Source organism: Piscicoccus intestinalis NBRC 104926, from assembly GCF_001515525.1.
Lineage (GTDB): Bacteria > Actinomycetota > Actinomycetes > Actinomycetales > Dermatophilaceae > Kineosphaera > Kineosphaera intestinalis.
In genome coordinates this window covers 1-13,260 of the sequence record NZ_BCNQ01000128.1, presented here as the reverse complement: position 1 = coordinate 13,260, position 13,260 = coordinate 1, and the positions used below count along the sequence as shown (strand labels likewise).

Here is a 13,260-nt window from a genome sequence, read left to right as displayed (position 1 = left end):
CACCGCCGGCACAGCCTGGGAGGGCCGCACGATCACCGGCTCCCCGTTCTCCACCGACTCCGGCGAGCCCGACGCCGCTGTGCGCGCGGCCATGGCCCGGCTGCACGTGGCGCCCCGCGAGCAGACCGCGGCCCGGGAGACCGACCTGCTGGCCGCCCTGGGCGCCGCTCGGTTGTTCGCGGTGGTGCAGGCCGTGCCGACCGAGGTCGAGGAGGCCGGCCAATCCGGGGGACTGGCCCGCGACGTGCGCTCCGACATGGCGTCCCCGGTGCTCAGCGCCCCCGACGGGCGCCGCGGCATGCCGCTGTTCACCGGCCTCGACACGCTCTCCGCGTGGCGCGCCGACGCCCGGCCGGTGCCGGTGGCCGCCGCCGACGCGGCGCGCGCGGCGATCGAGGACTCCTGCGACGTCGTGTTGCTCGACATCGGCACCCGGGCCGGGCAGGTCCTGCGGCTCAGCCACGTGTGGGCGCTCGCGCAGGAGCGCCCGTGGCGCCCCGCGCACGATGACGAGGTCGTGCGCGCCGCCCTCGCCCGCGCGATCGCCGGTCGTCCCGACATCGTCTCCGCGAGCCTGGGCGACGGCAGCGTGCACGCCCCCGGGGTCACTCGCGTCGTGCTCACGCTGCGGCCCGGGCTGGCGCCCGAACAGGTGCGGGCACTCACCGAGTCGATCGGGGAGAGCCTGGCCGCCGACCCGGACGTGCGGATCCGCGTCGACGACCTCGCGATGGTGCTGCGTCAGGCGGACGACCAGGCCGACGGGCAGTGACCGGCGGGCAGTGACCTGGGAAGCGACGGGCAGCGACGGGCAGGACGGGCAGAGACGGCACCATCGGGCGCCCCGGCTCTTCCCAGGGAATTCGCATGACCGCCGCCGTGTTGATACCCTCGGTGTCAATGGTCCGCTCAGCGGCGCTGCCGCGAACGGTCATCCCAAGTGAAGCCGCTCACCACGCTTCCACCCGCGTCGGCCGTTCGAGGCCGCCGGGTCGACAGGTCGGGGTCTTCGGGCTCCCGACGGTGCCTCGGGTCCGTACCCGTGTGCTCCCGGTGGTGATGTGGCCTTTCGCGAACGACTCGCGGAGGGCCTTTCGTGTGTCCGGCCGTCGGCGGGTCCCACGTGAAGCTCGTCGCGAATCTGCACCACCGCACGACTCGAACGAGCACCACCGAAAACGCAAAGGAGCACGACATCAGCGATCCTCGTATCAACGACCGCATCCGAGTCCCGCAGGTCCGACTCGTCGGGCCCAACGGCGAACAGGTCGGGATCGTCAAGATCGAAGAGGCCCTCCGCCTCGCCGGGGAGGTCGACCTCGACCTCGTCGAAGTCGCCCCGATGGCCAACCCGCCCGTCGCCAAGCTCATGGACTTCGGCAAGTACAAGTACGAGGCAGCCCTCAAGGCGCGCGAGGCCCGCAAGAACCAGGTCAACACGGTCATCAAGGAGATCAAGCTCCGGCCGAAGATCGATCCGCACGACTACGAGACGAAGAAGGGCCACGTGGTCCGCTTCCTGTCGGCGGGCGACAAGGTCAAGGTGACGATCATGTTCCGCGGTCGCGAGCAGTCGCGACCGGAGCTGGGCTACCGGCTCCTGCAGCGGCTCGCGCAGGACGTGTCCGAGCTCGGTTTCGTCGAGAGCGCGCCCAAGCAGGACGGCCGCAACATGATCATGGTCCTCGGGCCGACCCGCAAGAAGGCGGACGCGAAGGCCGAGCAGCGACGTCGCCGCGACAGCGCGCGCAGCGCCGTCGACGACGAGGCGCCGCAGGAACAGGCCGTGGAGGCCTGAGCCGGGTCGACGACGCCCCGCCGAAGTACCCGGGCCGCACGGCCCGACCGGTCGCATTAGGTGCGCATCGAGCACGAGTCGATACGCAGCAACGCGGCCACGACCCCGGCCGAACCGGGCGGGGTGCACCAGCACGCATACGCACGAAGGAGATCGGCTCACCATGCCGAAGATGAAGACGCACAGCGGCGCCAAGAAGCGCTTCCGCCTCACCGGCAAGGGCAAGGTCATGCGCGAGCAGGCCGGCGGCCGCCACCTGCTGGAGCGTAAGTCGAGCCGATACACCCGCCGCATCTCCGGCGACGTCGAGCTCGCCCCGCAGGACGCCAAGAAGATCAAGAAGCTCCTCGGCAAGTAAGGCCGGCAACCCCATTCGCACCGGGAGCCCGACCGGGCGCCCACCCGCCGCCGCGCAGCCACCACCCATGCTGCGACAACAGCCCTGCGCAGCGGCCCGATCAGCACAAGGAGTACTCACGTGGCACGCGTGAAGCGGGCGGTCAACGCCCAGAAGAAGCGCCGGGTCGTTCTCGAGCGCGCCAGCGGTTACCGGGGCCAGCGCTCCCGCCTGTACCGCAAGGCCAAGGAGCAGGTCACCCACTCGCTCGGCTACGCCTACCGCGACCGTCGCGCCCGCAAGGGTGACTTCCGTCGCCTGTGGATCCAGCGCATCAACGCCGGCGCCCGCGCCCACGGCATGACGTACAACCGCTTCATCCAAGGCCTGAAGGCCGCGGGTGTCGAGGTCGACCGACGCATGCTGGCCGAGCTGGCGGTCAACGACGAGGCCGCGTTCGCCGCGCTCGTCGAGATCTCCAAGGCCAACGTCCCGGCCCAGAGCGCGGCCTGAGCACGCGCCTGAACGGCAACACCGCACCGCAGCGCCGGCCCGCCGGCACCGACGCGACCGCGCGCCTGACCAACGTCAAGGCGCAGCGAGTCCGCTCGGTCGCCGCGCTGGGCCGGCGCTCCGTGCGTGAGCGCGAGGGCTTCTTCCTCGCCGAGGGGCCGCAGGCCGTGCGGGAGGCGGTGCGCTTCCGGCCCGACGCCGTGCGAGAGGTCTTCGCCGACGACACCGGCCGCGACCGGTGCGGCGAGATTCTCGACGCGGCCGCCAATCGCGGGCTGCCCGTGCGCGACACCAGCCCGCAGGTGCTCGCCGCGATGTGCGACACGACGACCCCTCAGGGGGTGCTCGCCGTCTGCCGGCGCGTCGACGTCGGTCTCGATGAGGTCCTCGACGGCGGGCCCGGCGGCGATGTCGGCGGTGAGCCCGAGACGCGGCCCGAGGCTGCGAGCGTCAGCCCGCGGCTGCTCGTTGTGCTGACCAACATCCGCGACCCCGGCAACGCCGGCACGGTCATCCGCGGCGCCGACGCCGCCGGGGCCGACGCCGTGCTCGTGGGCACGAACAGCGTCGACGTCTACAACCCCAAGGTCGTGCGTTCGGCCGTCGGCAGCCACTTCCACATCCCGCTCGTCCTCGGCCTCGACGTGCCGGCGCTCCTCGCGCGGCTGCGCGCGCAGGGGATCGTCAGCTTCGCCGCCGACGGCACCGGCTCCGTGAGCCTGTACGACGCCGACCTCGAGGCGCCGCACGCGTGGGTCATGGGCAACGAGGCGTGGGGCCTGCCGGCCGAGCTGCTCGACGCCTGCGACCAGGCGGTCGCCGTGCCGCTCTACGGCAAGGCCGAGTCGCTCAACCTCGCGATGGCCGCCACCGTGTGCCTGTTCGCCTCGGCCCGCGCCCAGCGCGACTGAGGGCGGGCCGAGGGCGAACCGGGCGGGATCCGCCTCAGCGGCCGAGCAGGTCAAGGGCCGCGGCGACGATCGCGTCGGCGCCGATGCCGTGCAGCCGGTGCGCGTCGGCAAGGCTGCTGGACTGCCCGAAGGCGGTCACGCCCAGCGGCGCGATGCGGTCGCCGCGCACCCCGGCGAGGAACGCCAGCGTGTGCGGGTGCCCGTCGAGCACGGTGACCAGTGGCGCGGGCGCGTCCGGAGGCAGCAGCACCGGCAGCACCGGATCGGCCGCGCGCTGTGAGCTCTGTGAGCGCTGGGCACCCCGCGTGCCGTGCCCGCTGAACTCCCGGAACAGCAGGTCGGCGCTGCTGACGCACACGACGCCCGCGTGCACGCCCAGCCCCGCGAGCCGTTCGGCGGCGGAGAGCACGTTCGGCATCACCGCGCCCATCCCGACGAGCACGACGTCGTCGCGTGCGGCGGGCTGTTCCCCGAGGCGGTAGCCGCCCGCGAGCACGTGCCGCCGGCGCCGCTCGCGCAGCGCTTCATCCTCCGGCACCCCGGCCAGCGCCTGGTCGATCGTGCGGGTCGACAGCCGCAGGTACGCCGACTCCCCACCGGGCACCCCGGTGCGGGCCATCTGGTGCAGCAGGATCCACTCCAGATCCTGGGCGAACGCCGGCTCCCAGGCGGTGCAGCCGGGCTGCTGCAACCCGATCCCCGGCGACGAGATCGACTGGTGCGCACCGCCCTCCGATGCCAGCGTCACCCCCGACGGGGTGCCGACGAGGATCGACTGGCCGCCGGCGTAGATCGAGAACGACCACGGTTCCAGCGCGCGGGAGACGAACGGGTCGTACAGCGTCGCGATCGGCACGAGCGGGCGGCCCCAGCGCGACCACGTCGCGCCGAGCTCCCCGGCCAGGCTCACGAGGTTGACCTCGGCGATCCCGAGCTCGAGGTGGCGGCCCGACTCCGACTCCCGCCAGCGCAGCAGCGTCTGCGGGTCGTCGGCAAACCAGTCTGTGCGCTCGCCGGCCGACCACACACCGTTCTTGTTGATCCAGCCGCCGAGGTTGGTCGACGAGGCGACGTCCGGGCTCAGCGTGACGAGCCGCTCGGCGAGCTCGGGCGCGTCCCGGGGCACCTCGGAGAGCACGCGCCCGAGCGCGGCCTGCGTCGAGATGGGCCGCCGATGCGGCAGGCCCAGCTCGGTCGGCACCGGCGGCACGGGCCGCGCCCCGATCGGGTCGCGATGCAGCCGGCGCACCGTCTCGTCGACGAGTTTGCCCTCGGGGGAGTCGGACTCGAACCGCCGCCACGGGTGGTCCAGCGACATGCCGCTGGCGGCCGCCAACTCCTCCATCTGCTCCCCGGTGAGCAGCGCCGAGTGATTGGCCGGGTGGCCCTCGGTCGGCAGCCCGTGCCCCTTCACCGTGTACGCAAAGATCACTGTGGGGCGGGTTGGGTCGATCTGGGCGTAGGCGTCGAGCAGCTGGCCGATGTCGTGCCCGCCGAGGTCGCGCAGCAGCGCTGCGGTCTCGCCCGGGTCGACCCCGTCGAGCACCGCGGCCAGCGCGGGGTCGGCGGCCTCGCGCAGCCGGCGGTGCGCCTCGGCCGAGTCGCACCGCAGCAGCCGCTGGTACTCCTCGTTGGGCATCTCCTCCAGCCGCCGCTGGAGCAGGTGCCCGTCGGGGCGGGCGAAGACCGCGCGGATGCGCCGGCCCCACAGGCACGTGAGCACCTGCCAGCCGGCGGCCTCGAACAGCCCGCGCCACTTGTGGATCTGCACGTCGGGCACGATCCGGTCGAGCGACTGGCGGTTGAAGTCGACGAGCCACGTCACCTCGCCGAGCTGTCCGACCATCGGGTCGACGACCGCCTCCCAGACGGCGCCCTCGTCGAGTTCGGCGTCGCCGACGATCGAGAAGAACCGCCCGGCGGCAGGGATCGACGGGTCGTGGGAGCGCAGGTAGCGGTGCGCGAGCGCGGCCCACAGCGGGGCGGTGGCGCCGATACCAACGCTGCCGGTGGAGAAGTCGACCCGGTCGTGGTCCTTGGTGCGGCTCGGGTACGACTGCAGGCCGCCGAGTTCGCGCAGCGTGCCGAGGTAGCGCTCCGGCAGGTCGCCGAGCAGGTACGAGATCGCGTGCAACACCGGGGAGGCGTGCGGTTTGACGCTGACTCGGTCGGCGCCGGTCAGCTCGGCGAACCACAGCGACGTCATGAGGTCGACCGAGCTGGCCGAACTCGCCTGGTGGCCACCGACCTTCAGGCCGGAGGTGTTGGGTCGCACCCGGTTGGCCACGTCGACGATGCACGTGGCGGTCCAGCGCACCCGGCGGGCGACCGACTCCAGGGCCGCGATCCGCCCGTCGGGTGTGTGCGCAGGCTCGGGCGCGCGGGTCGGTTCGACCGCGGGTGCGTGCGCCTCGGGTGCGCGAGACGTCATGCTCACATCGGTGCCAGGCATGCCTCTAGATGATCCCGCTGTAGGCGTTGAGCGCGGGCTGTCCGCCCAGGTGCGCGTAGAGCACCGTGTTGTCGCTGGTCAGCGTGCCGTTCTCGACGAGGCCGATGAGCCCGGCCATCGACTTGCCCTCGTAGACGGGGTCGAGGATGACGCCTTCGAGCTGCGCGGTGCGCTTCATCGCGTCGACCGTGGAGTCGACCGGGATGCCGTAGTAGTCGCCGGCCCAGCCGGGCAGCACCTCGATCTCGTCGTCGCGCAGGTCGCGGCCGAGCCCGATGACGGAGGCGGTGTGCGTGGCGATGCGCCCGACCTGGTCGACGGTCTTGTCCAGGGTCGCGGAGGCGTCGATGCCGATGACGCGCCGCGGCCGCCCGCCGGCCTCTTCGAGGGCGGCGAACCCGGCGATCATGCCGGCGTGCGTGGAGCCGGTCACCGTGCACACGAGGATCGTGTCGAAGAAGACGCCGAGTTCGGCCTCCTGCTGGGCGACCTCGTAGGCCCAGTTGGCGAAGCCGAGGCCGCCGAGCTCGTGTTCGGAGGCGCCGGCGGGGATCGGGTAGGGGGTGCCGCCGGAGGCCTCGACCTCGGCGAGCGCGTCCTGCCACGACTGGCGGATGCCGATGTCGAAGCCGTGGGGGTCGAGGCGCACCTCGGCGCCCATGAGACGCGACAGCAGGATGTTGCCGACCTTGTCGTTGACCGGGTCGTCCCAGTCCACCCACTTCTCCTGCACGAGCACGGCCTTCAGGCCCAGGTGGGCGGCGACGGCGGCGACCTGGCGGGTGTGGTTGGACTGGAAGCCGCCGATGGAGACGAGGGTGTCGGCGCCCTTGGCGAGCACGTCGGGAACGATGTACTCGAGCTTGCGGGTCTTGTTGCCGCCGTAGGCGAGTCCGGAGTTGCAGTCCTCCCGCTTGGCCCAGATCGCCGGGCCGCCGAGGTGCTGCGACAGGCGGGTCATCGGGTGCACGGGCGAGGGGCCGAAGAGCAGCGGGTAGCGCTCGAAGTCGGTGATGGCCATGGGGATCTCCTTCGGGTGGGGTCAGGCGGGTTGCTCGGTGGCGGCCGGCTGCTCGGCCGGCGGGGTCAGGTGGGTCCAGATGCGTTCGGCGACGGCGAGCGCGGAGTCGGTGTCACCGGCGGCGCACGCGTCGATGAGGGCGTCGTGCTCGGCGACCGAGGCACGCCCGTCGTGGGAGGCGAACCGGGCGCGGGCCAGCCGCCGCAGCAGCGGGCTGTACTGGTCGAGCACGGCGGCGACGACGGAGTTGCCGGCGACGTCGACGAAGAGGGCGTGCAGGGCTTCGTCGGCGTCGAGCGCGGCGTCGGTGTCGCCGGCCTCGAGGGCGGCGGCGAACCGGGCGTTGCGGTCGCGCAGCGCCCGCAGGTGCCCGTCGGTGAGCAGGGGGAGCGCCTCGCGCACGGCGATCTGGTGCACGGCGGCGACGACGGGCCGCGCGTCGCGGGTCGCGCTGCTCTCCAGCGGCGTGACGACGGTCGAGCGGCCGGGGAACATCTCGACGAGCCCGGCGGCCTGCAGCCGCAGCAGCGCTTCGCGGATCGGCGTGCGGCTCACCCCGAGCCAGCGCTGCAGCTCCTGCTCGCGCAGCTGCTCGCCGGGTTCGAGCACGCCGTCGACGATCGCGGCGCGCAGGAGCACGAAGGCCCGGTCACGAAGGAGGGGCTGGGAGCCGACGCGCTCGTCGGTGGGAACTGGCATGCAATATATTGCACGTAGATCGGGCGGTGGTGTCAAGGGGTCTGCGGAGGTTGCCAGGCGCATCACCGAGCGATCGAGCGCCGCCGGCCGGCCCGCGGCCGCCGTCGGGAGGCGGGCTCCAGGGCCCCCGCTGCGCGCGTCACCCGATCGTGACCGCTTCGCTGCGAGAACGTGCTTCGGCCGGATGGGCGCCGGTTCTAGGGTGAGAGCACGGCGCAGGGGGCGCCGCATCACGGGGGCGCACCGGGGGTGCGCGAGACAGGGGATCGTCATGTCCGCACGTCGCTTTGCCATTCGCTGCCTGGCCGCGTTCGCCACGTCGACCGCGCTCGTCGGGGCGCCCGCGGCCCAGGCCGCGCCGGCCACGGGCCCGTCCAGCGGTTCGCCGGCCTCGGTCACTGCGGTCTCCGGCCCGGGCGACCCGAAGCCGGTGCCGCGCGGCCACCTGGTCACCTCACGCGCCGACATCGACGGTGACGGCCGCGCTGACACGACGACCTTCCGGCTGGTGCCGCCGCGCGGGACGTCGAGTTCGCTGTACCGGCTCTCGGTGCGCACGGAGAAGGGGCAGCGCGCCCACCTGGACTTCCGGCTCGGCTACGAGATGCAGGATGCGTCGGATTTCTGGATGGGCATGACCGGGATCGACGGGCGCCGCGGCAACGAGGTCGTGCTCGACCTGGTCGGCGGTATCGGCGACGCCACCGACATCCGCAGCTACGCGTGGCGCGACGGCCGGCTCGTGCTGGTGCCGGCCGCGGGTTCGAGCCGCCGCTGGCCGAACTGGGAGCTGATGTGGACGGACTTCGGGGCGGCCCGCGGCTACACGTTCGCCCAGAGCGGCGGCATCCGCTATGTCACCCGGCACGACTACCGGCAGGTCAAGGGAACCAACCGCTTCGCCGGCACCGACACCCGTTACCGCTGGTCGGGCGCGGGCTGGCGCAAGGTCTCGACGACCAAGGTCACGGTGAGCCGCCAGGTCGCCGACACCCGCACGACGTTGCGCGGCCTCACCTGGCGCTGAGCCGGCTCGGACCGGCGTCCGCCGTCGGGTCGAGACGAAGTTGGCATACATACTCGTCACTGCGGCTGTCGGCCGAGGCATCATCGCAGGTCACAGGTGTGCCCGTCACCCGCAGATTCGAGTGTGTAAGCCATCCTCGTCTCAAGCCTTCGGCTGCTCACCCGAAAGCCGGGAGAACCGGGCTGCGCCGTCGCCGCCGAGCGAGGTCATCGGCAATCCCGCGCACGCAGGGCGGAACGTCGAAAACCGTCGAAGGGCGCGCTCACGTCGGCGAGCGGAGCCACAGGACACCGCCGGCGGCGGTGACGGCATCGCTGCTGCAGGCGTGGTCGAGGGCGGCGATGAGGCGTCCGACGAACCGCCGGTCACGCGGAAACGCCGCGTCCGAGGTGTAGATCAGCGGCGGCACCGCCTGGCCGGTGTGATCGCGCTGGCGCCGGAGTCGCTCGAAATCCACCACGTTGTTGGTCACCAGCGTCCGCCGTTGCTCCAGCGCGTAGGCGAGGAGGTCGGCATCGTCGCTCTCTCGCAGTTCAGGCTCCGCGGCGACCGCCAGGCAGTCGTGCCCTCGGGCGGTGAGTTCGCTGGCGATGCGCGGGTGAAACATCTCATCCAGCAGCAGCCGAACGCTCATCGACCCAGGAGGGCCTGCTCGCGAAGCCACCGCTCCTGCGCTTCGGCGGCCTCGGCGTCGGCGCGCTCGACCCACGCGTCGATCTCGTCGGGGAAGGCCGCCCAGTACTCCAGCGCTGCGCGCACCAGGCGAGGGCCCACGCCGGTGGTCTCGCTCACCAGCTCCACGACGCCCTGTGCATCGAGGTCAGGTTCGGAGTCGCGGGCGCTGCGCACCGCGCGCGCGACCTCCCACACGTCGGGACCGCCGACCAGCCGTGCCCGACGGCCGGCCGGGCCGTCCCGAAAGACGACGAGAGGATGGTCCTCTCCGCGCAAGGCCTCGTCGACCAGCAGGTTCGTCGCCGCCGACGCGCTGAGCCCCGGGTGGGCGGCGACGAACCGAGACAGTCGACGCGCCACGCGAGGGTCGAATCGGATGGATGAAGGAGACGCCACGCCTACAGTGTAGGCGCCTGTCATCGCGCCGGGCCCGAGCCTGCACCCCCGGTCATCGCCGCTGTCGGCACCCGTCGCGGCGGCCGCCGAGTCCACATCCTGGGTGTTGCGCTCGCAGCCGACTGATGCGGTCGAGACCGCAACAGTGAGCCCCGGCGCAACGCCGAGGGCGGAGCGCGGCCCGGCAAGGCCGTGCGGACGCCTGCGGAACCGACCGGGCGGCCCGGTGGGCGAAACCCGTTCCGAGGCTGTCGGTGGCTGCACATAGGATCGGGCGCGCAAGGGCTTGGGGGCGACGTGCTCGCCGGGCGGCTCCCGCGAAGGGGGCGCGTCGCGAGCAGTCGAGACCACCCCGGGCCGCAGCCGCAACGAGTCGAAGGCATCGATGTCCGGACCGAACACCTCCTACGACCCCGTCGAGGTCAGCGCGCTGTCCCCGGAGGCGGTCGACGCCGCCGTGCAGGCCGCGCTCGCCGCGATCGCCGATGCCGACGACCTCGCGCAGCTCAAGGCCGCCCGCCTGGCCCACGCCGGGGAGAAGAGCCCGCTCGCGCTGGCCAACCGCGAGATCGGCGCCCTGCCGCCGAGCGCCAAGGCCGAGGCCGGCAAGCGCGTCGGCCAGGCCAAGGGCCGCGTGCACAGCGCGATCAAGGAGCGCCAGACCGAGCTCGAGGCGCAGCGCGACGAGCGGATCCTGCGCGAGGAGACGATCGACGTCACCGTGCCCGGGCCGGGTCGTACGCTCGGCGCCCGGCACCCGCTGTCGCTGACCATCGAGCGCATCCAGGACGTCTTCACCGCGATGGGTTGGGAGATCGCCGAGGGCCCCGAGGTCGAGGCCGAGTGGTTCAACTTCGACGCCCTGAATTTCGCGCCCGACCACCCCGCGCGCGAGATGCAGGACACGTTCTTCGTCGACCCACCCGACTCCGGGCTCGTGCTGCGCACCCACACCTCCCCGGTGCAGGCCCGCGCGCTGCTCCAGCTCGACACGTCCTGCCTGCGCCGTGAGCTGCCCGTCTACGTCGCCGTGCCCGGCCGGGTCTACCGCAACGACGAACTCGACGCCACGCACACCCCGGTCTTCCACCAGGTCGAGGGGCTGGCCGTCGACAAGGGGCTGACGATGGCCCACCTCAAGGGCACCCTCGACCACCTCGCACGCGCCCTCTTCGGCGAGGGCCTGACGACCCGCCTGCGGCCGGCGTTCTTCCCGTTCACCGAGCCCAGCGCCGAGATGGATTTCCAGTGCTGGGTGTGCCGCGGCAAAGACGCCGACTGCCGCACCTGCGGCGGCACCGGCTGGATCGAGTGGGGCGGTTGCGGCATGGTCAACCGCAACGTGCTCGCGGCCTGCGGCGTCGACCCCGACGTCTACACCGGCTTCGCGTTCGGCATGGGCATCGACCGCTCGATCATGCTGCGCAACGGCGTCAGCGACATGCACGACATCGTCGAAGGTGACGTCCGCTTCTCGGCGGCGTTCGGGATGGAGATCTGATGCGCGCCCCGGTCTCGTGGCTGCGTGAACTCGTCGACGTCGAGGTCGGCAAGACCGGCGCCGACATCGCCGCCGACCTCGTCAAGGTCGGCCTCGAGGAGGAGGGTCTGCACGGCGGCGACATCGTCGGGCCCCTCGTCGTCGGCCGGGTGCTCGATGTCACCGACGAGCCGCAGAAGAACGGCAAGACGATCCACTTCTGCCACGTCGACGTCGGCAACCACGGCCAGCGCGCCGCGGCCGGCGGCGACCCCGCGGTCACCCAGGAGATCGTCTGCGGCGCCCACAATTTCGGAGCCGGTGACCTCGTCGTCGTCGTGTTGCCCGGCGCCACCCTGCCCGGCGGCTTCACGATCGGCGCCCGCAAGACGTACGGCCACATGAGCAACGGCATGATCTGCTCGGCCGCCGAGCTCGGCCTCGGCGACGACCACGACGGCATCATCGTGCTCAGCGAGTACTTCGCCGGCGACCCCGACCTCGTCGCGAGCCTGGAGCCGGGTCAGGACGCCATCGAGCTGCTCGGCCTCGCCGACGAGGTCGTCGAGGTCAACGTCACCCCCGACCGCGGCTACTGCTTCTCGATGCGCGGCATCGCCCGCGAGCTGGCCCTGTCGATCGGCGCGGGCGACACCTTCCGCGACCCCGTCGGGCCGCAGGCGCAGCCCCCGGCGCGCAACGACGACGGCTTCGAGGTGCGGCTGCGCGACGACGCCCCGATCCGCGGGGTGCCCGGCTGCGACCGCTACGTCGCCCGCGTCATCCGCGGCATCGACGTCACCGCCGCGAGCCCGCCGTGGCTGGCCAAGCGCCTGAGCCAGATGGGCATGCGCCCGATCAGCCTCAGCGTCGACGTCACCAACTACCTCATGCTGCTCACCGGCCAGCCGCTGCACGCCTTCGACCTCGACACGCTCTCCGACGCCATCGAGGTGCGCCGCGCCCGCCCGGGCGAGAGCCTGAAGACCCTCGACGACGTCGTGCGCACCCTCGATGAGCAAGACCTGCTCATCACCGACGGCGGCACCACCCCGCTCGCCATCGCCGGCGTCATGGGCGGCGAGACCAGCGAGGTCACCGCCGCCACGACGAACGTGCTCATCGAGGCCGCCCACTTCGACCCGATCACCGTCGCGCGCAGCTCCCGGCGGCACCGGCTCAGCACCGAGGCGAGCAAGCGCTTCGAGCGCGGCGTCGACCCCGCGATGACCGACGCCGTCGCCCAGCTCGCCGTCGACCTGCTCGTCTCCCTCGGCGGCGGCACCCCCGACGCCGGGGTCACCGACGTCGACCTGCGCCCCGACCGCGAGCCCTTCGAGTTCGACACCGCCTCGGCATGGGCGCTCGTGCAACCGCCGGAGTCCACCGACGGCGCCGTGCCCGCCGGCCTGGGCCACGACGACGTCGTCGCCACCCTGCGCGCCCTCGGCTGCGAGGTCCGCGAGGGGCTCGGCGACGCGGGCGAGGACGAGGCCGCGGGGGCCGCGAACGGGGACGGCCAGCGCTTTGGCCGGGTCGGCGTGCTGCCTCCGACGTGGCGGCCGGACCTGCTCAACGGGCCGGACCTCGTGGAGGAGGTCGCCCGCATCCGCGGCTACGACCAGATCCCGTCGGTGCTGCCGGTCGCCCCGGTGGGTCGCGGCCTGACGCGCGCCCAGCGCGAGGTGCGCCTCGCCGGTTCGGTGCTCGCCGGGCTCGGCCTCACCGAGGTGTGGTCGTACCCGTTCGTCGGCCCGGAGGTCTTCGACGCGCTCGGCCACGAGAGCGACGACCCGCGGCGCACCGCGCTGCGGCTGGCCAACCCGCTCTCGGACGAGGCGCCGCTGCTGCGCACGAACATCCTCGACACCCTGCTCGGCACCCTGCGCCTCAACCTTGGCCGCGGCGCCCGCGACCTGGGCATCTTCGAGATCGGTCTCGTCGTGCGCCC

Annotated in this window: 13 protein-coding genes; 8 read left to right on the top strand and 5 right to left on the bottom strand. The window is 72.7% G+C overall.

Going from position 1 to position 13,260, the window contains the following annotated elements:
• From PINTE_RS16735 to PINTE_RS16715, 5 genes are all read left to right on the top strand, one after another.
• A partial coding sequence (locus PINTE_RS16735; protein ID WP_068433053.1) for an SseB family protein occupies positions 1-772 on the top strand: 772 nt, incomplete at its 5' end.
• A 351-nt stretch (positions 773-1,123) separates the two neighbouring features.
• Complete coding sequence (gene infC, locus PINTE_RS16730; protein WP_245643016.1) at positions 1,124-1,798, top strand: translation initiation factor IF-3; 675 nt, start codon at positions 1,124-1,126, stop codon at positions 1,796-1,798.
• Positions 1,799-1,961: 163 nt separating this feature from the next.
• Positions 1,962-2,156: a 50S ribosomal protein L35 gene (gene rpmI / locus PINTE_RS16725; protein WP_068433051.1), complete on the top strand. Its 195-nt coding sequence runs from the start codon at positions 1,962-1,964 to the stop codon at positions 2,154-2,156.
• Between the two features lie 120 nt (positions 2,157-2,276).
• Positions 2,277-2,648: a 50S ribosomal protein L20 gene (gene rplT / locus PINTE_RS16720; RefSeq protein WP_068433050.1), complete on the top strand. Its 372-nt coding sequence runs from the start codon at positions 2,277-2,279 to the stop codon at positions 2,646-2,648.
• A gap of 65 nt (positions 2,649-2,713) precedes the next feature.
• Positions 2,714-3,559, top strand: coding sequence for a TrmH family RNA methyltransferase (locus PINTE_RS16715; RefSeq protein ID WP_068433054.1), 846 nt, complete (start codon positions 2,714-2,716; stop codon positions 3,557-3,559).
• A 34-nt stretch (positions 3,560-3,593) separates the two neighbouring features.
• Here the strand turns inward: PINTE_RS16715 and PINTE_RS16710 are convergent, their stop codons facing one another.
• Genes PINTE_RS16710 through PINTE_RS16700 form a run of 3 tightly spaced genes read right to left on the bottom strand, consistent with a single transcriptional unit; the run spans position 3,594 to position 7,731 of the window.
• Positions 3,594-5,990 (bottom strand): thiamine pyrophosphate-binding protein, encoded by a 2,397-nt coding sequence (locus tag PINTE_RS16710; protein WP_068433047.1) that lies wholly within the window; start codon positions 5,988-5,990, stop codon positions 3,594-3,596.
• A gap of 25 nt (positions 5,991-6,015) precedes the next feature.
• Positions 6,016-7,032, bottom strand: coding sequence for a 1-aminocyclopropane-1-carboxylate deaminase (locus PINTE_RS16705; protein WP_068433045.1), 1,017 nt, complete (start codon positions 7,030-7,032; stop codon positions 6,016-6,018).
• Positions 7,033-7,053: 21 nt separating this feature from the next.
• The gene (locus PINTE_RS16700) at positions 7,054-7,731 is read right to left on the bottom strand and encodes a GntR family transcriptional regulator (protein WP_068433043.1); all 678 of its coding nucleotides are present in this window, start codon (positions 7,729-7,731) and stop codon (positions 7,054-7,056) included.
• 271 nt (positions 7,732-8,002) lie between these two features.
• On the opposite strand from PINTE_RS16700, the gene PINTE_RS16695 reads away from it, so the two are divergent.
• Positions 8,003-8,758: a hypothetical protein gene (locus tag PINTE_RS16695; RefSeq protein ID WP_068433042.1), complete on the top strand. Its 756-nt coding sequence runs from the start codon at positions 8,003-8,005 to the stop codon at positions 8,756-8,758.
• Between the two features lie 262 nt (positions 8,759-9,020).
• Here PINTE_RS16695 and PINTE_RS16690 read toward each other — a convergent pair whose 3' ends face one another.
• Together PINTE_RS16690 and PINTE_RS23990 are read right to left on the bottom strand one after the other, a co-directional pair.
• Positions 9,021-9,392, bottom strand: a complete 372-nt coding sequence (locus PINTE_RS16690; RefSeq protein WP_068433040.1) for a DUF5615 family PIN-like protein — start codon at positions 9,390-9,392, stop codon at positions 9,021-9,023.
• Positions 9,389-10,231, bottom strand: coding sequence for a hypothetical protein (locus PINTE_RS23990; protein ID WP_217996624.1), 843 nt, complete (start codon positions 10,229-10,231; stop codon positions 9,389-9,391). Before PINTE_RS23990 ends, PINTE_RS16690 begins: the two co-directional genes overlap by 4 nt.
• Between PINTE_RS23990 and pheS the strand changes: the two genes are divergently transcribed.
• Together pheS and pheT are read left to right on the top strand one after the other, a co-directional pair.
• Positions 10,215-11,330, top strand: coding sequence for a phenylalanine--tRNA ligase subunit alpha (pheS, locus tag PINTE_RS16680; protein ID WP_068433036.1), 1,116 nt, complete (start codon positions 10,215-10,217; stop codon positions 11,328-11,330). The two genes, PINTE_RS23990 and pheS, sit on opposite strands and share 17 nt — an antisense overlap.
• Positions 11,330-13,260 (top strand): phenylalanine--tRNA ligase subunit beta (pheT, locus tag PINTE_RS16675; RefSeq protein ID WP_068433032.1); only part of this gene is annotated, 1,931 nt, incomplete at its 3' end. The genes pheS and pheT, both read left to right, overlap by 1 nt.

Excerpts from the sequence above, each read along its gene's own strand:
- rpmI (WP_068433051.1), top strand. The coding sequence starts at position 1,962 with ATGCCGAAGATGAAGACGCACAGCGGCGCCAAGAAGCGCTTCCGCCTC.
- PINTE_RS16710 (WP_068433047.1), bottom strand. The coding sequence starts at position 5,990 with ATGACGTCTCGCGCACCCGAGGCGCACGCACCCGCGGTCGAACCGACC.
- PINTE_RS16705 (WP_068433045.1), bottom strand. The coding sequence starts at position 7,032 with ATGGCCATCACCGACTTCGAGCGCTACCCGCTGCTCTTCGGCCCCTCG.
- PINTE_RS16700 (WP_068433043.1), bottom strand. The coding sequence starts at position 7,731 with ATGCCAGTTCCCACCGACGAGCGCGTCGGCTCCCAGCCCCTCCTTCGT.
- PINTE_RS16695 (WP_068433042.1), top strand. The coding sequence starts at position 8,003 with ATGTCCGCACGTCGCTTTGCCATTCGCTGCCTGGCCGCGTTCGCCACG.
- PINTE_RS16690 (WP_068433040.1), bottom strand. The coding sequence starts at position 9,392 with ATGAGCGTTCGGCTGCTGCTGGATGAGATGTTTCACCCGCGCATCGCC.
- pheS (WP_068433036.1), top strand. The coding sequence starts at position 10,215 with ATGTCCGGACCGAACACCTCCTACGACCCCGTCGAGGTCAGCGCGCTG.